The sequence below is a fragment of the Mycobacterium sp. E2733 genome (genome assembly GCF_001667585.1).
In the GTDB taxonomy this organism is placed as follows: Bacteria; Actinomycetota; Actinomycetes; order Mycobacteriales; family Mycobacteriaceae; genus Mycobacterium.
In genome coordinates, this window is sequence record NZ_LZJZ01000035.1 from 21,552 (window position 1) to 47,483 (window position 25,932).

Annotated in this window: 22 protein-coding genes and 1 pseudogene; 11 read left to right on the forward strand and 12 right to left on the reverse strand. The window is 67.6% G+C overall.

Features of this window, described 5'->3' with window-relative positions; all coding sequences use genetic code 11:
* Positions 1-8: 8 nt before the first annotated feature.
* Positions 9-821, forward strand: a complete 813-nt coding sequence (locus A5678_RS08680; RefSeq protein ID WP_068040892.1) for a DUF1206 domain-containing protein — start codon at positions 9-11, stop codon at positions 819-821.
* Between the two features lie 11 nt (positions 822-832).
* Here the strand turns inward: A5678_RS08680 and A5678_RS08685 are convergent, their stop codons facing one another.
* From A5678_RS08685 to tkt, 6 genes are read right to left on the reverse strand one after another with little or no spacing between them, the layout of a single operon-like run.
* Positions 833-1,222, reverse strand: coding sequence for an ATPase (locus tag A5678_RS08685; protein WP_068040894.1), 390 nt, complete (start codon positions 1,220-1,222; stop codon positions 833-835).
* Between the two features lie 27 nt (positions 1,223-1,249).
* Positions 1,250-2,005 carry a 6-phosphogluconolactonase gene (pgl, locus tag A5678_RS08690; protein ID WP_068040896.1) on the reverse strand — a complete coding sequence of 252 codons (756 nt, stop codon included), beginning with the start codon at positions 2,003-2,005 and terminating at the stop codon, positions 1,250-1,252.
* Positions 2,002-2,913: a glucose-6-phosphate dehydrogenase assembly protein OpcA gene (gene opcA, locus A5678_RS08695; RefSeq protein ID WP_068040931.1), complete on the reverse strand. Its 912-nt coding sequence runs from the start codon at positions 2,911-2,913 to the stop codon at positions 2,002-2,004. Before opcA ends, pgl begins: the two co-directional genes overlap by 4 nt.
* On the reverse strand, positions 2,910-4,454 hold the full coding sequence (zwf, locus tag A5678_RS08700) for a glucose-6-phosphate dehydrogenase (protein ID WP_068040898.1): 1,545 nt from the start codon (positions 4,452-4,454) through the stop codon (positions 2,910-2,912). The genes opcA and zwf overlap by 4 nt, the downstream gene beginning before the upstream one ends.
* Complete coding sequence (tal, locus tag A5678_RS08705; RefSeq protein ID WP_068040900.1) at positions 4,451-5,569, reverse strand: transaldolase; 1,119 nt, start codon at positions 5,567-5,569, stop codon at positions 4,451-4,453. Before tal ends, zwf begins: the two co-directional genes overlap by 4 nt.
* 15 nt (positions 5,570-5,584) lie before the next feature.
* Positions 5,585-7,675, reverse strand: coding sequence for a transketolase (gene tkt / locus A5678_RS08710; RefSeq protein WP_068040902.1), 2,091 nt, complete (start codon positions 7,673-7,675; stop codon positions 5,585-5,587).
* Positions 7,676-7,931: 256 nt separating this feature from the next.
* On the opposite strand from tkt, the gene A5678_RS08715 reads away from it, so the two are divergent.
* Both A5678_RS08715 and otsB read left to right on the forward strand, forming a co-directional pair.
* Positions 7,932-8,858, forward strand: a complete 927-nt coding sequence (locus A5678_RS08715; RefSeq protein ID WP_068040904.1) for a heme o synthase — start codon at positions 7,932-7,934, stop codon at positions 8,856-8,858.
* A gap of 259 nt (positions 8,859-9,117) precedes the next feature.
* Positions 9,118-12,792: a trehalose-phosphatase gene (gene otsB, locus A5678_RS08720; protein ID WP_068040906.1), complete on the forward strand. Its 3,675-nt coding sequence runs from the start codon at positions 9,118-9,120 to the stop codon at positions 12,790-12,792.
* 4 nt (positions 12,793-12,796) lie between these two features.
* On the opposite strand, the gene A5678_RS08725 is transcribed toward otsB, so the two are convergent.
* Complete coding sequence (locus tag A5678_RS08725) at positions 12,797-13,774, reverse strand: quinone oxidoreductase (protein ID WP_068040908.1); 978 nt, start codon at positions 13,772-13,774, stop codon at positions 12,797-12,799.
* Between the two features lie 19 nt (positions 13,775-13,793).
* Here A5678_RS08725 and A5678_RS08730 point away from each other — a divergent pair, with 19 nt between their 5' ends.
* Positions 13,794-14,462, forward strand: a complete 669-nt coding sequence (locus A5678_RS08730) for a hypothetical protein (RefSeq protein WP_068040910.1) — start codon at positions 13,794-13,796, stop codon at positions 14,460-14,462.
* Here A5678_RS08730 and A5678_RS08735 read toward each other — a convergent pair.
* From A5678_RS08735 to mptB, 4 genes are all read right to left on the reverse strand, one after another.
* Positions 14,412-15,347: a heme A synthase gene (locus A5678_RS08735; protein ID WP_197502076.1), complete on the reverse strand. Its 936-nt coding sequence runs from the start codon at positions 15,345-15,347 to the stop codon at positions 14,412-14,414. The genes A5678_RS08730 and A5678_RS08735 overlap by 51 nt on opposite strands.
* Positions 15,348-15,449: 102 nt before the next feature.
* On the reverse strand, positions 15,450-16,160 hold the full coding sequence (locus tag A5678_RS08740) for an ABC transporter permease (protein WP_231983613.1): 711 nt from the start codon (positions 16,158-16,160) through the stop codon (positions 15,450-15,452).
* 77 nt (positions 16,161-16,237) lie between these two features.
* Positions 16,238-17,173 (reverse strand): ABC transporter ATP-binding protein, encoded by a 936-nt coding sequence (locus A5678_RS08745; protein WP_197502074.1) that lies wholly within the window; start codon positions 17,171-17,173, stop codon positions 16,238-16,240.
* Positions 17,170-18,870 (reverse strand): polyprenol phosphomannose-dependent alpha 1,6 mannosyltransferase MptB, encoded by a 1,701-nt coding sequence (mptB, locus tag A5678_RS08750; RefSeq protein WP_068040916.1) that lies wholly within the window; start codon positions 18,868-18,870, stop codon positions 17,170-17,172. The genes A5678_RS08745 and mptB overlap by 4 nt, the downstream gene beginning before the upstream one ends.
* 120 nt (positions 18,871-18,990) lie before the next feature.
* Here mptB and A5678_RS08755 point away from each other — a divergent pair, with 120 nt between their 5' ends.
* From A5678_RS08755 to A5678_RS08785, 7 genes are read left to right on the forward strand one after another with little or no spacing between them, the layout of a single operon-like run.
* Entirely contained in the window at positions 18,991-19,842 is an 852-nt protein-coding gene (locus A5678_RS08755; protein WP_231983611.1) for a metalloregulator ArsR/SmtB family transcription factor, read from the forward strand.
* Positions 19,839-21,287 carry a Fe-S cluster assembly protein SufB gene (gene sufB / locus A5678_RS08760; protein WP_068040918.1) on the forward strand — a complete coding sequence of 483 codons (1,449 nt, stop codon included), beginning with the start codon at positions 19,839-19,841 and terminating at the stop codon, positions 21,285-21,287. The genes A5678_RS08755 and sufB overlap by 4 nt, the downstream gene beginning before the upstream one ends.
* Positions 21,284-22,447 carry a Fe-S cluster assembly protein SufD gene (gene sufD, locus A5678_RS08765; RefSeq protein WP_068040920.1) on the forward strand — a complete coding sequence of 388 codons (1,164 nt, stop codon included), beginning with the start codon at positions 21,284-21,286 and terminating at the stop codon, positions 22,445-22,447. Before sufB ends, sufD begins: the two co-directional genes overlap by 4 nt.
* Entirely contained in the window at positions 22,444-23,226 is a 783-nt protein-coding gene (gene sufC, locus A5678_RS08770) for a Fe-S cluster assembly ATPase SufC (RefSeq protein ID WP_068040922.1), read from the forward strand. The genes sufD and sufC overlap by 4 nt, the downstream gene beginning before the upstream one ends.
* A 2-nt stretch (positions 23,227-23,228) precedes the next feature.
* The gene (locus A5678_RS08775) at positions 23,229-24,476 is read left to right on the forward strand and encodes a cysteine desulfurase (protein ID WP_068040923.1); all 1,248 of its coding nucleotides are present in this window, start codon (positions 23,229-23,231) and stop codon (positions 24,474-24,476) included.
* Positions 24,473-24,973, forward strand: coding sequence for a Fe-S cluster assembly sulfur transfer protein SufU (sufU, locus tag A5678_RS08780; protein WP_068040925.1), 501 nt, complete (start codon positions 24,473-24,475; stop codon positions 24,971-24,973). Before A5678_RS08775 ends, sufU begins: the two co-directional genes overlap by 4 nt.
* Positions 24,948-25,295: a metal-sulfur cluster assembly factor gene (locus tag A5678_RS08785; protein WP_068040927.1), complete on the forward strand. Its 348-nt coding sequence runs from the start codon at positions 24,948-24,950 to the stop codon at positions 25,293-25,295. Before sufU ends, A5678_RS08785 begins: the two co-directional genes overlap by 26 nt.
* A gap of 23 nt (positions 25,296-25,318) precedes the next feature.
* Here the strand turns inward: A5678_RS08785 and A5678_RS08790 are convergent.
* Positions 25,319-25,888: pseudogene (locus A5678_RS08790) on the reverse strand (DUF5666 domain-containing protein); the annotation flags it as partial.
* Positions 25,889-25,932: the final 44 nt, after the last annotated feature.

Consider the following 25,932-nt stretch of genomic DNA (forward strand, 5'->3'; position numbering starts at 1 on the left):
CGTAAGCCATGTCGGACATCGCCTCGCCGGTCACCGCGGCTCAGTTGGCTCAGAACACCGTCTTCGAACGACTGGCACGCGTCGGGTTCGTCGTCAACGGGGTACTGCACCTGATCGTCGGCTATCTCGCCATCCGGGTTGCGTTCGGCGACGGCGGAACCGCTGACCAAACCGGGGCCCTGGCGACGCTGGCGTCCAAGCCGGGCGGGCCGTTGGCGCTCTGGATCGCCACGGCCGCCCTGTTGGCGATGGGCCTGTGGCGGCTGGTCGAAACCGCCCTCGGCCGATCGAGCGACCGCAAGTCAAAGGGTGCCTCATCGGATGCCTCCTCGCGGGCGAAGGCCCTGGGGCTCGCCGCGGTCTACCTGGCTTTCGCCTACTCGGCGTTCGGATTCGCCCGGGGCGCCGGCAGGTCGGCGGATCAACAGAATTCGAGCATCAGCGCGCGCCTCATGGCAACGACCGGCGGCACCATCGCGCTCATCGTGGGCGGACTGATCATCGTCGCGGTCGGTTGCTATCACATCTACAAGGGCGCCAGCCGCAACTTCGTCGACGACCTCCACGGCAAGTCGGGCGACTTGGTGCGACGGCTTGGCGTCGCCGGATATATCGGCAAGGGCACCGTGATCACCCTGACGGGCGTGCTGGTAATCGTTGCCGCGTGTCGCTCGGAACCGAAGAAGGCCACCGGCCTCGACGGGGCCCTGAAGACCCTCGGCGCCCAGCACTATGGGGCAGCGCTGCTGATCGCCGCCGGCGTGGGGATCATCACCTATGGGCTGTATAGCTTCGTGATGGCCCGGTCGACCAAGATGTAGCCCGCGAGGCCTCAGCGGTTCCGCAGTCTGTCCAGCGCCCCGCGCACGGCGTGCTCGGTCATCGCGACCGGCGTCAACATCGTCTCGCCCACCTTCACCATGCCGTCGAGCCGCCCGACGATGGCCTCCACGGGCTCGACCAGGACGATCAGTCGCCTGGCCAGATCGTCCAGCCGCGACAGGGTGCCGTCCAGGTGGTCCAGGCCGCTTTCCATGCGCTCGACCGTGGCATTCAGGTTGGAAAGGGACGTGTTCAGCTCTTTCATGGTCGTGCTCAGGCCGTCGAGGACGTCTTCGACCTGCTCCACCGTCTTGTCGGCGTTCAGCGCAGCCTGGGTGAGGGTTTTGATCCGGCTTCGCTCTTGCCCACCGCGCACGGTTCTGTCTGCCATGACCGTCATTATTACCCGGATCACACCGGGCGGGGGTTAGCCTGGCTGACCCGGGCGCGACGGCAGTTTGGCGGCGGCCTCCTCGTCGAGCAGCCACAGGGTGGTTTCCTGGCCGATCGCCCCTGCCGCCGGCACCTTGACCGGCGGGGCACCGCCGATGGCCGCGGCCGCCGCGTCGGCCTTGGCGGCGCCCGACACCATCAGCCAAACCTCGCGTGAACGTTGAATCGCGGGCAGCGTCAGGGTGATTCGTTGGGGAGGCGGCTTGGGGGAGTCCTCCACCGGGACCACCATGCGGCTGGTTTCCAGCACGGCCGGGGTGTCCGGGAACAACGAGTTGATATGACCCTCGGGCCCCATGCCCAACAGGTGCACGTCGAAATTCGGAACCGGTTGGCCGGGTTCGGCGTTGGCCGCCAGCAGTTGCTCGTAGGCCAGCGCCGCGGCGGCGAGGTCCGTGCCGAATTCGCCGTCGCTGGCGGGCATCGTGTGCACGTGGCTGGTCGGGATGTCGATCCGGTCCAGTAAGGCCTCGCGGGCCTGCTTGTCGTTGCGTTCGTCGTCGTCCTCCGGGACGTAGCGTTCGTCGCCCCAGAACAGGTGCACCTTGGGCCAGGCGATCTCGTGCCCCGCCAGGGACTTGAGCAGCCCGATGCCGTTGCCGCCGCCGGTCAGCACGACAAGCGCGCGGTCCCGCGCTGCCACGGCGGTGCGGATGCTATCGGCCAGTCGGTTGGCCGCGGCCTCGGCGAGCGCCTGACCGTTCGGGAAAACTTCGATGATGGTGCTCACACGTACTGCACTTTCTCAATACCCTCTAACGCTGTCTGATAAATCTCGTCGGGATCCAGCCGCCGCAGGTCTTCGGCGAGGCACTCGCCGGTTTCCCTGCGAGCCAAGGGAAGCAGGGCCTCCGGCTTGGCGGTGCGACTAAGTGTCGCCGTCCTGCCCTGTTGGGGCCGGCTCAAGACGATGGTCTCGCTCTTGCGTACGAGTTCCACCTTGAGCTCGCCGACCGCGCGGCGCACCGGGCCATCGATGCAGCTGGCCAGCCAGCCCGCAAGGATGTCAAGCGCCGGTTCGTTTTTCAAACCGGACACCACGGCCGACTCGATCGGTTCGTGGGGCGGCAGGTCAACCGCGGAGGTCAGCAGCGCCCGCCAGTAGGTAATGCGGGCCCACGCCAGGTCCGTGTCGCCGGCGGTGTACCCGGGCAGCCGACCCTTGATCGCCGACAATGGATCGGTTCCGTTGGTGGCATCGGTGATGCGCCGAATCGCCAACTTGCCCAACGGATCCTGGGCGGGAACGGCCGGTGCGACGTCGGGCCACCACGCCACTACGGGGATGTCGGGCAGCAGGAACGGGGTCACCACGCTGGCGGCGTGCCCGGCCAGCGCCCCGGACAGATTCAGGATCACCACCTCGGTGGCCCCGGTGTCTCCGCCCGCGCGCAGCTGTGCGTCCAGGCGTGGCTCGTCGGCGTACGGGTCGCCCCGCATCGTGACGATGACCCGGCTGGGGTGCTCGTGGCTGGCGTTGTTGGCCGCCTCGAGCGACTCTTCGAGGATGGCGTCGCTTTCGGGGGCGATGATGAGCGTCAGCACCCGGCCCATCGTCACGGCGCCGACCTTCTCCCGCAGTTCCTCGAGCTTCTTGTTGACCGCGGTGGTGGTGGTGTCCGGCATGTCGATAATCAAGGCCGCCGCCATTCGCGCCCGGTCCGGCGCAGCATCTCGAACGCGGACTCCGGACCCCAGGTGCCCGCCTCGTACGGCTCCGGCTTGCCGTCGGCCGCCCAGTTATCGAGGACGGGATCCAATATCTGCCAAGCCAATTCGACCTCTTCGTTGACCGGAAACAGGGACGGCTCGCCCAGCAGCACATCCAGGATCAGCTGTTCGTACGCTTCCGGCGACTCGTCGGCGAACGCCGAACCGTAGGAGAAGTCCATGTTGACGTCGCGGACCTCCATCGCGGTTCCCGGCACCTTGGAGCCGAACCGCAGCGTGATGCCCTCGTCGGGCTGCACCCGGATGACCATGGCGTTGGTGCCCAGCTCGTCGGTCATGGTGGCGTCGAACGGCAGATGCGGCGCGCGCTTGAAGACGAGCGCGATCTCGGTAACCCTGCGGCCCAGGCGTTTTCCCGTCCGCAGATAGAACGGCACACCGGCCCAGCGGCGGGTGTCGACCTCCAGCGTGATGGCGGCGAACGTCTCGGTGGTGGAGTCCTTGGCGAACCCTTCCTCGTCGAGCAGCCCGACGACCTTCTCGCCGCCCTGCCAACCGCCGGTGTACTGGCCGCGGCTGGTGGTCTCGTCGAGGGGCTCGGCCAGCTGGGTCGCCGAGAGCACCTTGATCTTTTCGGTCTGCAACGCCGCGGGGTTGAAGCTGACCGGCTCTTCCATCGCGGTGAGCGCCAGCAGCTGCATCAGGTGATTCTGGATGACATCGCGGGCGGCGCCGATACCGTCGTAATAGCCGGCGCGGCCGCCCAACCCGATGTCCTCGGCCATCGTGATCTGCACGTGATCGACGTAGTGCGCGTTCCAGATCGGGTCGAACAACTGATTGGCGAACCGCAGCGCCAATATGTTGCGCACCGTCTCCTTGCCGAGGTAGTGGTCGATGCGGAACACCGCCTCCTCGGGGAAGACGGCGTTGACCGCATGGTTGAGGGCCTGCGCGCTCTCCAGATCGTGTCCGAACGGCTTCTCGATGACCACCCGGCTCCATCGGTCACCCTGCGGGCGGGCCAGCCCGGACTTGTGCAGCTGTTCGCACACCACCGGGAAGGACTTCGGCGGGATGGCCAGGTAGAAGGCGTGGTTGCCGCCGGTGCCGCGCTCGGCGTCCAGTTTGTCCAGGGTTTCGGCCAGCCGGCCGAACGACTCGTCGTCGTCGAAAGAGCCTGGCACGAAACGGAAACCCTCGGCCAGCCGCTCCCAGTTCTCCTCCCGAAAGGGAGTCCGGCAGTGATCCTTCACGGCCTGATAGACCACCTTGCGGAAATCCTGGGTCTCCCAGTCCCGACGGGCGAATCCCACCAGGGAGAAGCTGGGCGGCAGCAGCCCACGGTTGGCCAGGTCGTAGATGGCCGGCATCACCTTCTTGCGAGCGAGGTCGCCGGTGACACCGAAGATCACCATGCCACAGGGGCCGGCGATCCTCGGCAACCGCTTGTCACGCTTGTCCCGTAACGGGTTATGCCATTGTGCAGCGGTACGAGCCGGGCTCATTTCGAGGCGGAATCCAGCTGCTTCTGTGTCTCCTCCAGCAGCTCGGTCCACGAGTCCACGAACTTCTCCACGCCCTCGTCCTCCAGCACCTTGAACACGTCGGTCAAGTCGATCCCGACCGCGGCCAGCTTGTCGAACACCTCCTGGGCGGCGGAAGCGGTGCCGGTGACGGTGTCACCCTTGATCTCACCGTGGTCGGCGACGGCGTCAATGGTCTTCTCCGGCATGGTGTTCACCGTGTTCGGCGCGACCAGCTCGGTGACGTATAGGGTGTCGGAGTAGTCGGGGTTCTTGACCCCGGTCGACGCCCACAGCGGACGCTGCACGCGGGCGCCGTCGCCCTTGAGCGCCTCGTAGCGATCGCCGCCCTCGAAAACCTCCTGGTAGGCGGCGTAGGCCAGCCGGGCGTTGGCGACCCCGGCCTGGCCGCGCAACGCCAGCGCCTCCTCGGAGCCGATCTTCTCCAGCCGCTTGTCGACCTCGGTGTCCACCCGAGACACGAAAAACGATGCCACAGAATGGATCTTGGATAGGTCGTGTCCCGCCTCGCGCGCCTTCTCCAGGCCGGCCAGGTAAGCGTCCATCACCTGACGGTGCCGCTCGACCGAGAAGATGAGCGTGACGTTGACCGAAATCCCTTCCGCCAGTGTGGCGGTGATGGCCGGAACGCCGGCCTTGGTCGCCGGGATCTTGATGTACGCGTTCGGCCGGTCGACGATCTTCCACAGCTCGACGGCCTGCGCGATGGTCTTGTCTGTCTCGGCCGCCAGTCGCGGGTCGACCTCGATGGACACCCGGCCGTCGACGCCGTCGGAGGCTTCCCACTGCGGCCGCAGCACGTCGCACGCGTTGCGGACGTCGTCGGTGGTGACGGTGCGGATGGTGGCGTCGACGTCGGCGCCGCGCTCGGCGAGCTCGGCGATCTGACCGTCGTAAGTGTCGCCCTCGGCGAAAGCCTTCTGGAAGATCGACGGGTTGGTTGTCACTCCGACAACGCTTTTGGTGTCGATCAGCTCCTGCAGATTGCCCGACTGCAGCCGCTGGCGCGACAGGTCATCCAGCCAGACGGATACGCCCGCAGCGCTGAGCGCCGCAAGGTTTGGGTTCTGAGTCATGTGAATTACCCCTTCTCAGTTGTCCACTACCTGTTCCGCGGCGGCCGCGACGGCTTCTGCGGTGAAACCGAATTCACGGAACAAAGTCTTGTAGTCGGCGGATTCGCCATAGTGCTCGATCGACACGATCTTGCCGGTGTCGCCGACGAGCTTGTGCCAGGACTGCGCGACGCCCGCCTCGACGGCCACCCGGGCCGATACCGACGGGGGCAGCACGCTGTCGCGGTAGTCCTCGGGCTGAGACTCGAACCATTCCACGCACGGCATGGACACCACTCGCGCGACAATGTCCTTGTCCGCCAACAGCTTCTGGGCTTCCACGGCGAGCTGAACCTCCGAGCCCGTGGCGATCAGGACGACGTCCGGCTCGTCGCCGCCGGCATCACCAAGGACGTACCCGCCTTTGGCCACGCCCTCGACGTTGGTGCCTTCGAGGATCGGCACGCCCTGGCGGGTCAGCATCAGCCCGACCGGGCCGCTCCCGTTGCCGCGGGCCAGGATGGTGCGCCAGGCGTAGGCGGTCTCGTTGGCGTCGGCCGGGCGCACCACCGACAGGTTTGGGATGGCCCGCAGCGCCGCGAGGTGCTCGATGGGCTGATGGGTCGGGCCGTCCTCGCCGAGTCCGATGGAGTCGTGCGTCCACACGTAGATGGTGTCGATGTCCATCAGCGAGGCCAGCCGCACCGCCGGGCGCATGTAGTCCGAGAACTGCAGGAACGTGCCGCCATAGGCCCGGGTCGGGCCGTGCAGCACGATGCCGGACAGGATGGCGGCCATCGCGTGTTCGCGAACACCGAAATGCAGTGTGCGGCCATACCAGTGCGCGGTGTAGTCCTTGGTTGAAATCGATGGCGGCCCAAACGAATCGACACCGTCCATGGTGGTGTTGTTGCTGCCCGCCAGGTCGGCCGAGCCGCCCCACAGCTCCGGCAGCTTCGGTCCCAGGGCGGTGAGCACTTCGCCGGAGGCCTTGCGGGTGGCCACCGCGTCGGAGCCGGGTTCCCAGTGCGGTAGGTCTGCGTCCCAACCGTCGGGCAATTCCTCGGCGGTCAACCGGTCCAGCAGCGCCTTGCGGTCGGGTTCGCGCTCCGCCCAGGCGTCGAAGTCGGCCTGCCACTTCTCGTGCGCTTCCTTGCCCCGGTCCACCAGCTTGCGGGTGTGGGCGATGACCTCGTCGCGCACCTCGAACTTCTTCTCGGGATCGAACCCCAGGATCTCCTTGACCGCCGCGACTTCCTCGTCGCCCAGCGCCGCGCCGTGCGCCTTGCCGGTGTTCATCAACTTCGGTGCCGGGAAGCCGATGATGGTGCGCAACTCGATGAACGACGGCCGGTCGGTGACGGCCCTGGCGTTGGCGATGGCCTCCTCGATGCCGACCACGTTCTCGCCGCCTTCGACCCTCTGCACGTGCCAGCCGTAGGCCTCGTAACGCGCCGCGGTGTCCTCACACAGCGCGATGTTGGTGTCGTCCTCGATCGAGATCTGGTTGTGGTCGTAGAAGACGATCAGGTTGCCGAGCTGCTGGACGGCCGCCAGCGACGAGGCCTCCGAGGTGACGCCCTCCTCGATGTCGCCGTCGGAGGCGATCACGTAGATGAAGTGATCGAACGGGCTGGTGCCGGGGGCGGCGTCCGGGTCGAACAGCCCGCGCTCGTAGCGCGACGCCATCGCCATGCCCACGGCCGAGGCCAGACCCTGGCCGAGCGGGCCGGTGGTGATCTCAACGCCCTTGGTGTGCCGGAATTCCGGGTGCCCGGGCGTTTTGGATCCCCACGTGCGCAGCGACTCGATGTCGGACAGCTCGAGGCCGAACCCGCCCAGGTAAAGCTGGATGTAGAGCGTCAGGCTGCTGTGCCCGCACGACAGCACGAACCGGTCGCGTCCCAGCCAGTAGGTGTCGCTGGGGTCGTGTCGCATCGTGCGCTGGAACAGGGTGTAGGCCAGGGGGGCCAGGCTCATCGCCGTTCCGGGATGTCCGTTGCCGACCTTTTGGACCGCGTCGGCGGCCAGCACCCGAATGGTGTCGACGGCGGCCGAGTCGAGCTCGGACCAGTCGTCGGGAAGGTGTGGTTGGGTCAGCGTCGAGATCTCTTCGAGTGTGGTCACAGACTCAGTCCTTGGGGTCATCAAGCTGATAATTCCCACCCTAGTGCGGGAGGGCCGGCCTTTGCAGTGCAGGTTTCGGGTACCCGCCGCCGGCTGAACTGAAAATTACGCGGTGGCTGTCGACCCGTAGCATTCAGTTCGAAAATCTGAGGAAAATCTGCGTGAATAGACCCTGCGGGCGGGCCATTACCGGCCCTCGGTCTACCATCGTGTGTAGTAGATGCTGCGCGCTGCTGCGACCCCAAGGAGTTATTGCGTGAGCGTTCGCGGGCGCGTCGCCCCGAGCCGAGTACCGAGCCGAGTGCATGGCACGGTGCTGGCGTATTTGGCACTGACCAAGCCGCGGGTCATCGAGCTGCTGCTTGTCACCACCATTCCGGCCATGCTGCTCGCCCACCGCGGCACCGTGGACCCGCTGCTGATCCTCAACACGTTGATCGGCGGGATGCTGGCCGCCGGGGGAGCGAACACGCTCAACTGCGTGGCCGACGCCGACATCGACAAGGTGATGAAGCGCACGGCGCGCCGCCCGTTGGCCAGGGCCGCGGTCCCTCGCAGCCACGCGCTGGTGTTCGGGTTGGCGCTGTCGGTGGCGTCGTTCTTCTGGCTGTGGTGGACGACGAACATGCTGTCGGCACACCTGGCCGGCGCCACCATCGCCTTCTACGTGCTGATCTACACGCTGCTGCTCAAGCGGCGCACGTCGCAGAACGTCGTGTGGGGCGGCGCGGCGGGCTGCATGCCGGTGATGATCGGCTGGTCGGCCGTCACCGGCACCATCGGCTGGCCGGCGCTGGTGATGTTCGCCATCATCTTCTTCTGGACGCCGCCGCACACCTGGGCGCTGGCGATGCGTTACAAGGACGACTACAAAGCGGCCGGCGTCCCGATGCTGCCCGCGGTCGCGACCGAGCGTCAGGTCACCAAGCAGATCCTGATCTACACCTGGCTGACGGTGGCGGCGACGCTGGCGCTGGCGCTGGCCGCCGGCTGGCTGTACACGGCGGTCGCCGTGGTCGCCGGGGTGTGGTTCCTAACCATGGCCCACCAGCTGTACGCCGGGGTTCGCGCCGGCGAGCCGGTCAAGCCGCTGCGCTTGTTCCTGCAATCGAACAACTACCTCGCCGTGGTGTTCTGCGCGTTGGCGGTCGACTCGGTGATCGCGCTGCCGCATTTGTTCTGACGCCTACGACCTAGCCACATCGGCCACACCGTCTCTCCGGCGGCCAGGGTGGCCCTCGAGTGGCCGGCCCCACAGCGACTGCGCGTCCGCGGGTGCACAGTCGGGTGGACCTTAGTCACAACCCAGCTGCCGAAGGGCTCGGATCGCGCACAAAGGGTTCTGGTCGTTTCACGCACGCGCAACGATGAGACAACGACACATTCCAGGTATTCCGCCGGTTCTCATGCCGCCGCATCTAGTTCGGGGAGGGGGATTACCAATGAAGCCGGTCACTATCGACCCCCGCTCGCACGATGCGGTGATCTTCGATCTCGACGCCGTGATCGGGCCCACCGATGACTCGGCGTTGGAGTCGACTGTTGCGCTAGCGGAGAAGCTGCGGGCGGCCGGCATCGCGACGGCCGCCTATTCCCTGGCCGCGCAGCCCGCAGAGGCGATGGCAGCGGCTCGGATCGCCAAAGCGTTCACCGTCCGGTTCGACCGCGCCGCGGGAGTACCCGAAGTGCCCCCGCTGCCGGACCCGACGATTTTATTGGCGGCCGCCCGCAAGTTGGGGGTGGTCCCGCAGCGGTCGGTGGTCGTCGACGCTGCGGGTTCCGGGGTGGAGGCCGCACGCGAAGGTGGCTTCGCGTTCGTCGTCGGTGTCGGGCAGGGCAAGCAAGCCGACAAGCTACTGCGTTGCGGCGCCGACGTCGTCGTCCCCGATCTCGCTTACGTCGACGTCACGACGGGGCACAAACGCATGTCGCAGCGTCCGAACGCGCTGGACTCGTACGGTCAAGTCATCGGTATTGTCGCCGGCCGGCAGCCATTCATCTGCCTGGATTACGACGGCACGTTGTCCGAGATCGTGCCGGACCCCGATACCGCCAAGCTTGTCGAGGGCGCAGCCGAGGCGCTCGCGCATCTGGCGAAGCAGTGCCCGGTCGCGATACTGTCCGGCCGGGATCTGGCGGATATCCGCGCTCGGGTCGGGGTACCGGGAATCTGGTATGCCGGCAGCCACGGCTTTGAGTTGATCGCACCCGACGGCAGCCATCACCAATACGAGGCGGCCGGCGCCGCGGAACGTGTGCTTGCGAACGCTGCGGACGACCTTCGCGGCGAACTGAGCCGGATTCCGGGAGCGCACGTCGAACACAAGCGGTTCGCACTCGCGGTGCACTACCGCAATGTCGCACCCGACCGCGTGGACGAGCTGATCGCGGCGGTACGCCGGCGAGGTCTTCGGCCTGGCCTGAGGCTGACGACCGGTCGCAAGGTAGTCGAGCTGCGGCCTGACATCGGCTGGGACAAGGGCACCGCCCTCACCTGGATCCGCGATCGCATCTTTGACACGGAACGGGTGCTGCCCATTTATGTCGGTGATGACATCACCGACGAGGATGCGTTCGATGCGGTTCGCTTCAGCGGCATCGGGATACTGATCCGGCACGACGAAGATGGCGACCGGCCGACCGCTGCCAGCTTCACGCTGAGAAGCCCCACCGAAGTCCGTGATTTCGTCCAGCGCGGCAGCAGGTGGCTGGCATATCAGCGCGAGACCCACAGTCGCGCTTGGACTCTCACGTTCGAGGGGTATGACCCCCCCAACGAAAAGCTTCGCGAAGCACTGTGCACGGTCGGCAACGGTTACTTCGCCACCCGCGGGGCCGCGCCGGAATCGAGGGCCGGCCAGATTCATTACCCGGGAACGTACGCGGGCGGCGTGTACAACCGGCTAGACGACCTGATCGGCGGAACCCGAGCAGAACACGAAAGCCTGGTGAACCTGCCCAACTGGCTTCCGCTTACCTTTCGCATCAACGATGGCGACTGGTTCGACGTCGACACGGTGAAATTGCTGTCCTACCGACAAACCCTCGACCTTCGTAGCGCGGTGCTGATGCGCCAACTGCGTTTCCGCGACGACGCCGGCCGCACCACCTCGGTGACACAGCAGCGGTTCGTAGCGATGCACGTCGTACACGTGGCCGCGATGGAAACCACCATCGTGGCCGAGGACTGGTCGGGCACTGTCGAATTCCGATCGACGATCGACGGAAACGTCCGCAACTCGGGGGTAGAGCGTTATCGAGACTTGGCCAGCAATCACCTGCAGGGACTGGAAAAGCGCGTCCTGTCGGAAAACTCGGTGCTGATGACCGTCGAGACCACCCAATCGAAGATCCCGGTCGCGCTGGCCATGCGGACCAGCACTTGGCACGGCGACGCGCCGGCGCCCGCAACCTATCGACTACTCGACGAAGAATTCGAAATCGGCCATCAGATCTTCACCGACCTGCGAGAGGGCCAGGCGCTGAGCGTGGAGAAGATCGTCGTTCTGGTGACCGGGCGCGATGTTGCCACATCCCATCCGGCCACCGGCGCCGAACGCAGGCTCGGCCGGCAGCCGCGATACGCCGAGATATGTGACGCCCACAAGACCGCCTGGGCACATCTGTGGGAACGGCTGTCCTTCGAATTCGGCGACCACGCCGAGCACTTGCGCGTCCTGCGCCTACACCTGCTGCACCTGCTGCAGACGGTGTCGTACAACAGCGAGGAAATCGATGTAGGGGTACCGGCCCGCGGGCTGCATGGTGAGGCATACCGCGGGCACATTTTCTGGGACGAGCTATTCATCTTCCAGGTATTGAATCTGAGAGTGCCCACGGTCACCCGATCGCTGCTGCGCTACCGATATCGCCGGCTGATGGAGGCCCGCCGCCTCGCCAAGCTGGCCGGTTACCGCGGCGCGATGTACCCGTGGCAGTCCGGCAGCGATGGGCGCGAGGAAAGTCCGGAGCGACACCTGAATCCGCAATCGGGCCGGTGGCTGCCCGATCCCAGCCATCGCGCGCACCACATCGGCATCGCCGTCGCCTACAACGTGTGGCAGTTCTACCAAGCCACCGGCGATCTGGCGTACCTGATCGACTACGGGACCGAGATGCTGGCCGAGATAGCCCGGTTCTGGGCGAGCAGGGCCACTTACGACTCCGACCGAGATCGCTACAGCATCAACGGGGTCGTCGGACCCGACGAATTCCACGCAGGCTATCCGGACCGGCCATATGAGGGGGTGAACAACAACGCGTACACGAACGTGATGGCGGCCTGGGTGATCCTGCGGGCTATCGAAGCGCTCGAGCTGATGCCGCTGCCCAACCGGTTGGATTTGCGGGAGAGGCTCGAACTGACCGACGACGAGCTGACCCAGTGGGACCACGTCAGCCGGCGCATGTTCGTCCCCTTCCACGATGGCATGATCAGCCAGTTCGAAGGATATGAGGAACTGGCGGAACTGGATTGGGATGCCTACCGGGAGCGCTACGGCAACATCCAGCGCCTCGACCGCATTCTTGAAGCCGAGGGTGACGACGTCAACCGGTACCAAGCGTCCAAGCAGGCCGACGCGCTGATGCTGCTCTACCTGCTGTCATCGGACGAACTGCGTGAGCTGTTAGGCCGGCTCGGCTACCACTTGGCCCCCGCCAAGATCCCCGAGATGGTGGACTACTACCTGGCTCGCACCTCAGACGGGTCGACATTGAGTGCGGTCGTCCACGCATGGGTGCTGGCCCGGGCCAATCGCGACCGCGCGCTGGAGTTCTTCCAGAAAGCGCTCGCATCCGATATCTCCGACATCCAGGGCGGCACCACTTCCGAAGGTGTTCACCTGGCCGCGATGGCCGGCAGCGTCGACTTCGTGCAGCGGTGCTTCACCGGTCTGGAGATCCGTAGTAATCGCATCGTACTGTCTCCGCAATGGCCGGAATTCCTTGGGCCACTAGGCTTTCCGATTCATTACCGAGGTAGCCACCTGCACGTGCGGGTCAGCGGTAAGGGTGCGGAGATCAGCGTCGACCCACGCGATGTGCCACCGGTCGAAGTCGAGTGCCGCGGACGAGTGGAACGGTTAATGCCGGGCAGCGTGGTTCGATTCACCTGAAAGCCTATGGCACCAGCACGACCGAGCCGACCGTCTTACGCCCTTGCAGGTCGCGGTGGGCCCAGGCGGCGTCGGCCAGTGGGTAACGCCGGCTCACGGTGACGCTGATCGAGCCCGTGACGACGGAATCGAACAATTCCCCTGCGCGCCAAGCGAATTCCTGTTCACTACGGGTGAAGTGGGCGAGCATCGGCCGAGTCAGGTACACGGAGCCGGCGGTGTTGAGGCGCTGCGGGTCCACCGGGGGTACCGGTCCACTGGCGGCACCGAACAACGCGAGCGTCCCCCGGATGGCGAGGCTGGCCAGGCTGGCATCGAACGTGTCGGCCCCAACCCCGTCGTAGACCGCTGCCACACCCACACCATCGGTTAGATCGCGGATCTGCCTGCCGAACTCGCTGGGGTCGTCGCGCGGGTAATCGAGCACGTCGGTGGCGCCGGCCTGTCGGGACAGTTCCGCCTTGGCCGGTGTGGACACAGTCGTGATCACCCGCACGCCCAGGCTGGTGGCCCATTGCGTCAGGATCAGCCCGACGCCGCCCGCTCCGGCGTGCACCAGCACCGTGTCGCCCGCCTGCACCGGATACACCGACTTCAACAGGTAGTGCGCGGTCAGGCCCTTCAGCAGCACCGACGCGGCCACGTCGGAATTCACCCCGTCCGGTACGTGTGCCGTCAAAAACGCTGTAGCAATGGCGTACTCGGCGTAACCGCCGGACGCCGACGCGCTGACCACGCGGTCGCCCACCCGGAAGCCGTCGACGCCGTCACCGGTCGCCTCGACGGTGCCGCACAGTTCGGAACCGAGGATGAACGGCAGCTCACGCGGGTACTGCCCCGAGCGGAAGTAGGTGTCGATGTAGTTGACACCGATCGCCTCGGCCTTGATCAACACCTCGCCGGGCCCGGGCGCGGGCTGTGGCGCGTCGACGTAGCGCAGCACCTCGGGGCCGCCGGTCTCGCTGACTTCGATTGCGTGCATGTGCTTATCATGCCCGGGCATGAAACTCGCCCGTCCGGACATCTTCCATCCCCGCATTGTGCTGGCGGGGCCGCCCGGGCACGCGGGCGGCAACCCCGACGACACGGGGCTGGTTCCCGCGTTGCGAACTCGTGGGCTGCATGCCCGCTGGCGGTCCTGGGACGATCCCGAGACTCTCGGCGCCGACCTGGTGATTCTGCGTGCCACCACGGACCGGCGCGACGAGTTCCTCGGCTGGATGCGGCGGGTGCGCCACCTGCTCAACCCGCCCGACGCGATCGCTTGGAACCTCGAGGACGGGTATCTGCGCGACATGGCGAACGACGGGGTGCCGACCGTGCTTGACGGGCCGCCCGGCCGGCCCGTGGCGCAGTCGGCGTTGATCTTCCTGGGCGGCAAGCAGTCGCACGCCTGGCCGGACGAGCCGGAGTTCGAAGCGTGGGACCTCGGCTACGCGGCGATCGCCTCGGCCGCCGACCGCGCCGGAATCGGCGCGCGCGAGCTGCTGTACGCGCGCGCCGACGTGACCGGGGACCGGCTGGTGGGTCTCGACCTCGTCGCGCCGTCGCTGGGCTGGCCGCACCTCGACGCCGCTACCCGCGAGCGGGCCCAGCGCGGGTTCGCGCTGGCCGTGGAGTCAGCCTGCGAGCGGCTCGGGCTCGGCCCGCTCTCGCATCGACGCCCATAGCGCGGCGGTCGCCGCGGTGCACGCCGCCGCGCCGGCCACGTGCAGGGCGACCAGCGCCGCGGGTACCCCGGTGAAGTACTGGGCGGTGCCGACGGCGGCCTGCGCGCACACCAGGGCGAGCAGCACGATCAGCCGCCGCAGGATGGGTCGCGCGGCGCGCACCGCCAGCAAACCGAAGCCCAGCCCGACCAGCAGGGCGAGGTAGGCGACCAGCAGCGAGGAGTGCGCGTGCACCAGGGTGTCGACGGCGACCTTGAGCCGCGGCACCGTGCGGGTGGGGCTGCGGTCACCGGCGTGCGGGCCGGCGGCCGTCACCAGCGTGCCGGTGACCAGCACCACGGCCAGATCCAGACCGATCAGCGCCGTCAGGGCGCGCAACGGCCTGGCCACACGTCGCTGCACAACTCCGTCGTCGGGCTCGCCGATCTTGACGTAGAGCAGCACCGACAGCCACACCATCGTCATCGAGGTGAGCAGGTGGACGGCCACCGTCCACCACAGCAGGCCGGTGCGCACGGTGATGCCGCCGATGACCGCCTGGACGACCGTCGACACCGGCATCAGCCACGCGTACACCAGGACTTCCCCGCGTCGCCGGGCCCGGGTCACGGCCAGCACGGCCAGCGCCGCGGCGACGACCACCGCGAAGGTGATCATGCGATTGCCGAACTCGACCGCCTGGTGAATGCGCGGCACCTCGGCGTGCGCGACCGGGACGAAGCTGCCCGGAAAGCACTGCGGCCAGGTGGGACAGCCCAGCCCCGACGCGGTGACGCGGACGATCGCCCCGGTGACGGCGATGCCGCCCTGGGTCAGGATGACGGCCGCGGCGATGAAGCGCTGGACACGCACGCTCGGGTTGGGGAGTAGGTCCACCAGCCGCATCAGCGTCCGTCCCACGGGCATGGCCCGATGGTAGGCCAACGAAAACTACGTCCTGTAGTAAGCCCTGGCGTCGCCGAGATTTACGTGCCGTGAGCCGGCGCGTCAGGTGAACCGGAACCAGCGCAGCGCGGCCAGCGCGGCCAGCGCCCCCCACACCGCCAGGACGACGACGCCGAACCAGTCCACCGACAGGACCATCGCCCGCGACAGGGCCTCGGTCAGCGCGCCCGACGGGGTGAGCCGGGCCGCCCACTTGACGCCGGTCGGGATCATCCCGGATTCCACCGTCAGCGCGCCGAGCCCGGCGAAGACGAACCACAGCAGGTTGGCGACCGCGAGCACGATCTCGGCCCGCAACGTCCCCCCGAGCAACAGTCCGAGGGCGGTGAAGCCGGCGGTGCCCAGCGCGATGACCGCCGCACCCAATGCCAATGCGGCCAGGGCGGGCCGCCAGCCCAGCACAAACCCGATGGCGCCCAACAGGATTGCCTGCAGGAACACCACGGTGACCACGGCCAGCGACTTGCCGGCGATGATGCCCCAGACCGGCAGCGGGGTCGCGCCCAACCGCTTGAGCGCGCCGTAGCGGCGGTCGAACGCGACCGCGATGGCCTGCCCGGTGAAGGCGGTCGAGATGACAGCGAGGGCCATGATGGCCGGCACGAAGGTGGCGGCGCGGTTGTGCCCGAAGGAGCCGAACGGCAGCAGCGTGAGCCCGATCAAAAGCGTGATCGGGATGAACATGGTCAGCAGGAGCTGCTCGCCGTTGCGCAGCAGCAGCTTGAGCTCGAGGCCGAACTGCGCGGCCAGCATCCTGGGCACGGCGTTGGGCCGCGGGTCGGGGGTGAAGGTGCCCGCGGGAAAGACGTTCGATTGGGTCTTGTCCAGATTCAAGGCCGCAACTTCCTGCCGGTGAGGTCGAGGAACACGTCCTCGAGGCTGCGCTGCTCGACGCGCATGTCGGTGGCCAGCACGTCGATGCGCGCACACCACGCCGTCACGGTGGCCAGCACCTGCGGGTCGACGGGGCCCTCGACCAGGTACTCGCCCGGTGTCACCTCGCTGGCGCGGTAGTCCTCCGGCAGGGCGGCGGTCAGCAGGGACAGGTCGAGCCGCGGCGGCGCGGTGAAACGCAGCTCGTCCTTGGCGCCGGTGCGCATCAGCTCGGCCGGCGTGCCGGCGGCCACCGTTTTCCCGTGGTCGATGATGACCAGCCGATCGGCGAGCTCCTCGGCCTCCTTGAGTTGGTGGGTGGTCAGCAGCACCGTCACGCCGTCGCGGCGCAGAGCGTCGATCAATTCCCACACCAGCAGCCGGGCGTGCGCGTCCATGCCCGCGGTCGGTTCGTCCAGGAAGACCAGTTCGGGCCGGCCGACCAGCGCGCAGGCCAGCGCGAGCCGCTGCTGCTGGCCGCCGGACAGCCGTCGGTAGGTGGTGCGGGCGGCATCGGTGAGGCCCAGGGTGTCGAGCAGCCACGCCGGGTCCAGAGGGTCGGCGGCGTAGGAGGCGACCAGGTTGAGCATTTCGCCCGCACGTGCGCTGGGGTAGCCGCCACCGCCCTGCAACATCACCCCGATGCGGGTGCGCAGGCGGGCGTTGTCGGCGATCGGGTCCAGCCCGAGCACCTCGATGGTGCCGGCGTCCGGGCGCACGAAGCCCTCGCACATTTCGACCGTCGTGGTCTTGCCGGCGCCGTTGGGGCCCAGCAGCGCGAGCACTTCGGCGGCGTGCACCTCGAGGTCGAGATTGGCGACGGCCGTGGTCGATCCGTAGTGCTTGCTCACCCCGCGCAGTCGCACGACTGTTTCAGGAACGTCCGAGCTCACGTGGAATCAGCGTAGGCGTCAGGCACAGTGGCCGGCCGGGGGGCCTGAGCGGCGTCGGGCGCGGGCGCGGTTCCGACGGCCGCCTCCGGCGTTTCGGCGCCCTCACCCGGAAGCCGCCGCCACGGCAACCGGGTGTACGTCAGCGCGATGAGCGCCGCCACGATGACGGTGCTGGCCAGGGTGGCGTCCACGATCTGGAACAAAGCGAAGCGGTCCCCGTTGGCCGTCGGGCCGAAGATGCCGACGACGAGGGTGATGACGATGACCGCCGCCCGGAACCCGCTGCGGGTCGCCCAGGCGGCCAGCGGAATGATCGCCCACAACAGATACCAGGGCTGCACGACCGGAAACAGCAACACGGTGACGCCCAGCGCCACGCCGAGGCCACCGACCGGATGCAACCGGCCGCGAAAGACCGCCAGCAGCAACCAGCCCACCATCACCATGATGATCAGCACGCCGATGGCGCGGGTGAGTCCCAACACCGCGGTGGTGTGATCGCCGAGACCGAGCAGAATCCCCACCTGGCCGGTGCCAAGGGCGAGCAGGGTCGGCGGCGACATCCAGCTGCGAACCACGTTGGCGGTGCCCAGCGTGTAGATCCAGCCGAACCCGAGGCCGCTGGCCCAGCCGACCACCGCCATCACCGCCAGTGACAGCGCGCTCATCGCGCCGCCAGCCAGCAGCAGCGCCCGCAGGTTCCCCCCGCAGCGATAGGCCAGCGCCATCGTGACGAACCCGAGAGCCAGCAGCGACGGCAGCTTCACCTGCGACGACAGCGTGATCAGGACGGCGCCGGCCAACAGCATGCCCAGCGGCTCCCAATCCGGGCCCGGCCGCCACGAGGCCGGGAACAGCCGCGGCGAATCGGTGCCCCGCAGCGCGAACTCCGCCCCTGCCAGCATCAGGCCGAGCATCAGCGCCTCGTTGTGCACGCCGGCCACCAGATGCATGATCAGCAACGGATTAGCGGCGCCCAGCCACAGCGCGCTGACCTCGGCGACGCCGCACCGCCGGGCCAGCCGCGGGGTCGCCCACACGATCAACCCCACGCCGATCAGCTCGACCAGCCGGTGACACAGCACGGCGGCGACGATGTTCTCCCCGGTGAGCGCCGAGATGCCGCGCCCGATCCACAAAAAGAGCGGGCCGTAGGGCGCCGGCGTCTCGCGCCACAGGGTGGGGACCGACAGCGTGAAGACGTGGGACAGCCCGAGTCCGGACGCCGGACCCACCCGGTAGGGGTCGAGCCCTTCCAAAGAGATCTGGCTCTGGGCCAGGTAGGAGTAGACGTCCTTGCTGTACATCGGCGGCGCGATCAGCAGCGGCAACGTCCACAGCAGCAGGGTGCGGTCCAGGTCGCCGCGCGACATTCGCCTGCTGCCCAGCGCGAACCGGCCGAGCATCAGCCAGGCCAGCGCCATCATGACCGCGCCGGTGGTCGTCATCGTCAGCGACACCGTCTGGATCCGCGACGGCAGGTTGAGCAACCGCACCCCAAACGTGGGGTCCTGCACGACGGGCCGGGCCCCGGCGCCCAGCGCGCCGATCGCCATCAAAATGGTGCCGGTGGCCCCGAACAGGCGGGTGCGCTGCAGCGCGGTGAGCTCTGTATCGTTCAGCGGCGTGCCTACCGCCTGCTCGTCGCCATGCAGGCTGGCGATCGACGAGCTCAGCGCGTGGTGGCGGTCAGCCATCTGAGCAGCGTAGCCGCCGGGGTCAACACAGCGGCGATCGCAAGCGCGGCGGAGCCGGGCGTACCGTGTCGCCGCGCGTCCCACTCAGTGTGACCAGCGCAACGCCCGCTCAGGGCACCCTTGGTAGACCGATCCCCGGAATTGCGTCACACTGGTGTTGTGAAAATCCGGACCGATCTCGACGACGCTGCCGTGGGTGCGGCGGCCGCCGCGGTGCGGGATGGTCACACCCGGCGCGCCATCGTGCGCTTGCTGGTGGAGTCCGGGTCGATCACCGCGGGCGAGATCGGCGACCGGCTCGGGTTGGCGGCCGCCGGTGTGCGGCGCCATCTCGATGCCCTGATCGAGGCGGGCGACGCCGAGTCGGTGCCCGCCGCGTCCTGGCAGCAGGTCGGGCGCGGGCGCCCGGCCAAGCGTTTCCGGCTCACGGCGGCCGGTCGCGCCAAGCTTGAGCACGCCTACGACGACCTCGCGTCGGCGGCCATGCGGCAGCTGCGGGAGATCGGCGGCGAGGACGCCGTCCGCACGTTCGCTCGGCAACGGATCGACTCGATCCTGGCCGGCGTAGCGTCGGCCGAGGGCGACGACGACGCCGAAGTCGAAGCGGCCGCCGAGCGGGTGGCCGGCGCGCTGACCAAGGCGGGTTACGTCGCCACCACGACGCGGGTGGGCGGCCCGATCCACGGCGTGCAGATCTGCCAGCACCACTGCCCGGTGTCGCACGTCGCGGAGGAATTTCCCGAGTTGTGTGAAGCCGAGCAGCAGGCGATGGCCGAGGTGCTCGGGACCCACGTGCAGCGGTTGGCGACCATCGTCAACGGTGACTGCGCCTGCACCACCCACGTACCCCTGACTGTCCCTAGTCCGAAGGCGCCCAGCCCGCGCCGCGCCGGCGACGATGCAGAGCGTAGCGATGAGGAGGAGCGGGGCTATATGACCGACACCACGAGCATCGAAGGAGCGTCGTTATGACCCTCACGCCAGAGGCCCAACAGGCCACTGCAGCGCCGTTGACCCAGGAGCAGGCGATCGCCTCGCTGGGCCGCTACGGCTACGGCTGGGCGGACACCGACGTCGCGGGGGCCAGCGCCCAGCGCGGGCTGTCGGAGGCGGTCGTCCGCGACATCTCGTCGAAGAAGAGCGAGTCCGAATGGATGCTGCAGGCGCGGCTGAAGGCGTTGCGCATCTTCGAGCGCAAGCCGATGCCGACGTGGGGCTCGAACCTCGGGGGCATCGACTTCGACAACATCAAGTACTTCGTGCGCTCCACCGAAAAGCAGGCCGCCTCTTGGGAAGACCTGCCCGAGGACATCCGGAACACCTACGACAGGCTGGGCATCCCGGAGGCCGAGAAGCAGCGTTTGGTCGCCGGTGTCGCGGCCCAGTACGAGTCCGAGGTGGTGTACCACCAGATCCGCGAGGACCTGGAGGCCCAGGGCGTTATCTTCGTGGACACCGACACCGGCCTGCGTGAGCACGAGGACCTTTTCAAGCAGTACTTCGGCACCGTGATCCCGGCCGGCGACAACAAGTTCTCCGCGCTCAACACCGCGGTGTGGAGTGGCGGTTCGTTCATCTACGTGCCGCCCGGCGTGCACGTCGACATCCCGCTGCAGGCCTACTTCCGCATCAACACCGAGAACATGGGCCAGTTCGAGCGCACGCTGATCATCGTCGACGAAAACGCTTACGTGCATTACGTGGAGGGCTGCACCGCGCCCATCTACACGTCGGACTCACTGCACTCGGCGGTGGTGGAGATCATCGTAAAGCCTGGCGGCCGTTGCCGTTACACCACGATCCAGAACTGGTCGAACAACGTCTACAACCTGGTCACCAAGCGCGCCCGCGCCGAGGCCGGCGCCACTATGGAGTGGGTCGACGGCAACATCGGGTCCAAGGTCACGATGAAGTACCCGGCCGTCTGGATGACCGGCGAGCATGCCAAGGGCGAGGTGCTGTCGGTCGCCTTCGCCGGCGAGGGCCAGCACCAGGACGCCGGCGCCAAGATGCTGCACCTGGCGCCGAACACGTCGAGCAACATCGTCTCGAAGTCGGTGGCCCGCGGCGGCGGCCGCACCTCCTACCGCGGTCTCGTCCAGGTGAACAAGGGTGCACACGGGTCGCGTTCCAGCGTGAAATGCGATGCGCTGCTGGTCGATACGATCAGCCGCAGCGACACCTACCCCTACGTCGACATCCGCGAGGACGACGTCACGATGGGCCACGAGGCCACCGTGTCCAAGGTCAGCGACAACCAGTTGTTCTACCTGATGAGCCGCGGACTGACCGAGGACGAGGCGATGGCGATGGTGGTACGCGGCTTCGTCGAGCCGATCGCCAAGGAACTGCCCATGGAATACGCCCTCGAGCTCAACCGGCTCATCGAGTTGCAGATGGAGGGCGCGGTCGGATGACGACTGCTGCTGCTGCCCTGAACAAGGGCGAGCTGTTCGCGTCCTTCGACGTGGACGCGTTCGAGGTGCCCAGCGGCCGCGACGAAATCTGGCGGTTCACCCCGCTGCGGCGGCTGCGCGGGCTGCACGACGGCTCGGCTCAAGCCACCGGCAAGGCGGAAATCAACGTCGGCGAGCAACCGGGCGTACAGGTCGAGACCGTCCGCCGCGGCGACGAGCGGCTCGGCCGGGGCGGCGTGCCCGCTGACCGCGTTGCGGCGCAAGCGTTTTCGTCGTTCAACTCCGCGACGCTGGTGAGCGTCGGGCGTGACACGCAGATCGCCGAGCCGGTCAACATCACCGTGACGGGCCCCGGCGCCGGCGCGGTGGCCTACGGGCACCTGCAAATCAGCGTCGCCGAACTCGGCGAGGCGGTCGTGGTGATCGACCATCGGGGGAGCGGAACGTACGCCGACAACGTCGAATTCATCGTCGACGACGCCGCCCGGCTCACCGTCGTGTGGATCGCGGACTGGGCCGACGACATGGTGCACCTGTCCGCGCAGCACGCCAGGCTGGGCAAGGACGCGGTGCTGCGGCACGTCGCCGTCACCCTGGGCGGCGAGGTGGTGCGGATGTCGGCCAACGTGCGCTACGCCGCGCCGGGCGGGGACGCGGAGCTGCTCGGGTTGTACTTCGCCGACGACGGGCAGCACCTCGAGTCACGGCTGCTGGTCGACCACGCGCAACCCAACTGCAAGTCGAACGTGCTCTACAAGGGTGCGCTGCAAGGGGATCCGGCATCGCAACGGCCGGACGCGCACACCGTCTGGGTGGGCGACGTGCTGATCCGCGCCGAGGCTACCGACACCGAGACCTTCGAGGTGAACCGCAACCTCGTGCTCACCGACGGGGCGCGCGCCGACTCGGTGCCCAACCTGGAGATCGAGACCGGCGAGATCGTCGGCGCCGGACACGCCAGCGCCACCGGACGGTTCGACGACGAGCAACTGTTCTACCTGCGGGCCCGCGGCATCCCCGAAGACCAGGCGCGCCGGCTGGTGGTGCGGGGTTTCTTCGGCGAGATCATCTCGAAGATCGCCGTGCCCGAGATCCGGGAGCGCCTGACCGCGGCCATCGAACACGAACTGGAAATCACGGAGAAGACAACGGCCCTATGACCACACTCGAGATCAAAGACCTGCACGTCAGCGTCGAAGACCCCAACGCGCCCGAGGGGAGCCGCGAGATTCCCATCCTCAAGGGCGTGAACCTGACCGTGAATTCCGGTGAGACGCACGCGGTGATGGGGCCCAACGGCTCGGGCAAGTCCACGCTGTCCTACGCCATCGCCGGTCACCCGAAGTACCGGGTGACGTCGGGGTCGATCACGCTTGACGGCCAGAACGTCCTGGACATGAGCGTCGATGAACGCGCCCGCGCCGGGTTGTTCCTGGCCATGCAGTACCCCGTCGAGGTGCCTGGCGTGTCGATGTCGAACTTCCTGCGCAGCGCCGCGACCGCCGTCCGCGGGGAGCCGCCGAAACTGCGGCACTGGGTCAAGGAGGTCAAGGCCGCCATGGCCGACCTCGACATCGACCCGGCGTTCGCCGAACGCAGCGTCAATGAAGGGTTTTCCGGCGGCGAGAAGAAGCGCCACGAGATCCTGCAGCTGGGATTGCTCAAGCCCAAGATCGCCATCCTCGACGAGACCGACTCCGGTCTGGACGTGGACGCGCTGCGGGTGGTCAGTGAGGGCGTGAATCGCTACGCGGAGGCCGAGCACGGCGGCATCCTGCTCATCACCCACTACACCCGGATCCTGCGCTACATCCGGCCGCAATTCGTGCACGTGTTCGTCGGGGGCCGGATCGTCGAATCCGGCGGGCCGGAGCTGGCCGACGAACTCGAGGAGAACGGCTACGTGCGCTTCACCGAAGCGGCGGCCGCGGGGGCGTAAGCATGGCCGGGAGACCACTGGACGTCGACGCGATCCGCGCCGACTTCCCCATCTTGAAGCGCGTGATGCGCGGCGGAAAGCAATTGGCGTACCTGGATTCCGGCGCGACCTCCCAGCGCCCGCTGCAGGTGCTCGACGCCGAACGCGAATTCCTGATCACCTCCAACGGCGCGGTGCACCGCGGTGCGCACCAGCTGATGGAGGAGGCGACCGACGCCTACGAGCGGGGCCGCGCGGACATTGCCGCGTTCGTCGGCGCCGGTGCCGACGAGCTGGTGTTCACCCGCAACGCCACCGAGGCGCTGAACCTGGCGTCATATGTGCTGGGCGACAAGCGGTTCGGCCGGGCCGTGGGAGAGGGTGACGTCATTGTCACCACCGAGTTGGAGCACCACGCCAACATCGTCCCGTGGCAGGAGCTGGCCCGCCGCAGCGGCACCACCCTGCGCTGGTTCGGGGTGACCGAGGACGGGCGCATCGACCTGGACTCGCTGGAGCTCGACGAGCGCGTGAAAGTCGTTGCTTTCAGCCATCATTCGAACGTAACCGGCGCGGTGGCGCCGGTGGCCGAGCTGGTCGGCCGCGCCAGCGCGGTGGGCGCCGTGACGGTGCTGGACGCCTGCCAGTCGGTGCCCCACGAGCCAGTCGACCTGCACGCGCTCGGCGTCGACTTCGCCGCTTTCTCCGGTCATAAGATGTTGGCCCCCAACGGGGTGGGCGTGCTCTATGCCCGTCGAGAGCTGTTGTCGAAGCTGCCGCCGTTCCTGACGGGTGGGTCGATGATCGAGACGGTGACCATGGAGGCGTCGACCTACGCGCCCGCGCCGCAACGGTTCGAGGCAGGCACGCCGATGACCTCCCAGGTGGTCGGGTTGGGCGCGGCCGCGCGGTATCTGGACGCCATCGGCATGGGCGCCGTCGAGGCGCACGAGCGCCGGCTGGTTGCCGCGGCCATCGAGGGTCTTTCGGGCATCGACGGGGTGCGGATCATCGGGCCGACCGCCATGGAAAACCGTGGCTCGCCCGTCTCTTTCGTCGTCGACGGCGTGCACGCCCACGACGTCGGGCAGGTGCTCGACGATGAGGGCGTCGCGGTACGCGTGGGGCATCACTGCGCGATGCCGCTGCACCGCCGGTTCGGCGTGGCGGCCACCGCCAGGGCATCGTTCGCCCTGTACAACACCCCCGACGAGGTCGAGCGTCTGCTGACCGGAGTGCGGCGCGCACTGAAATTCTTTGGGAGACAATGACAGTGCGCCTCGAGCAGATGTATCAGGACGTGATCCTCGATCACTACAAGCATCCGCAGCACCGCGGGCTGCGGGAGCCGTTCGGCGCGCAGGTCCACCACGTCAACCCGGTTTGCGGTGACGAGGTGACGCTGCGGGTCGCGCTGTCCGATGACGGTCAGCGCGTCGCGGACGTCTCCTATGACGGCCAAGGCTGTTCGATCAGCCAAGCGGCCACCTCGGTGCTCACCCAGCAGGTGATCGGTCAGACGGTACCCGAGGCGCTGAACACCGTCACCGCGTTCACCGAGATGGTGTCCTCGCGCGGCACCATCGAGGGCGACGAGGACATCCTCGGCGACGGGATCGCGTTCGCCGGGGTGGCGAAATATCCGGCCCGGGTGAAATGCGCACTGCTGGGCTGGATGGCGTTCAAGGACGCCTTGGCGCAGGCTTGCACTGACAGGGGCGCGGACTTCGAGGAGGAAGAAAATGAGCGAGACCGCCGCACCGGATGACGAATTTCTTGCCGACCTCGAGGAGGCGATGCGCGACGTCGTCGACCCCGAGTTGGGCATCAACGTCGTCGATCTCGGACTGGTCTACGGCCTCAACGTGGAAGAGGGCGAGGAGGGAACGGTCGCCCTGATCGACATGACCTTGACCTCGGCGGCCTGCCCGCTGACCGACGTCATCGAGGACCAGTCACGCAGCGCGCTCGTCAGCAGCGGGCTGGTCGACGAGCTGCGGATCAACTGGGTGTGGAACCCGCCGTGGGGCCCCGACAAGATCACCGAAGACGGGCGCGAGCAGTTGCGCGCGCTGGGCTTCACCGTCTGATCGACAACGGTCCCGCAAGACCCCTAGAGATGCAGGCGTGGCAGGTGCGGGATGTGCAGATGGTGGTGCGGGCCGCCCATCGGCGGGCATTGCTCCAGGCTGATCGTCATCGCCTGTAACGCTCCGCCGTCGTTGGTTCCCTGAGCGCCCATGCAGGTGCCGTTCACGATCGCCTGCGTGTTGGAGGCCGTCTGCTTCTTGTAGGACGTCGAGTCGTTGACGGTCACATTGGTGGGGGTGGGCTTACCGCCGGGACCGATGCTGTTGACGACGATCGTGTTCCCCGACACCGAGGCCACCGTGCCGTAGAAGCCGGGGGGCGGCGGGCACTTGCCGTCGACGGCCGAGGTGATCGTCACCGCCTGCGCGGTGGCATCGGTGGGCGTGCTCTGCGGCGTGGCCTTCACGTTGACGCAACTACCCGGCGTGACGTCGGTCAGCCCGGCCGGGGTGACCTGGAAGACCGGCGTCGACGGGCTGAAGTCCACCGTCGCGCTTCCGGTTCGTGTCCTGAGCTGAATCGTCCCGCCCGACACCGACTCGACCATCCCCTCGACGTAGTCCTTGGGCGGGGGCGGCGGTGCCGGGCAACTCCATCCGGGTCACCAAGGAAGACAATTCGACCGCGGCCGTGAAC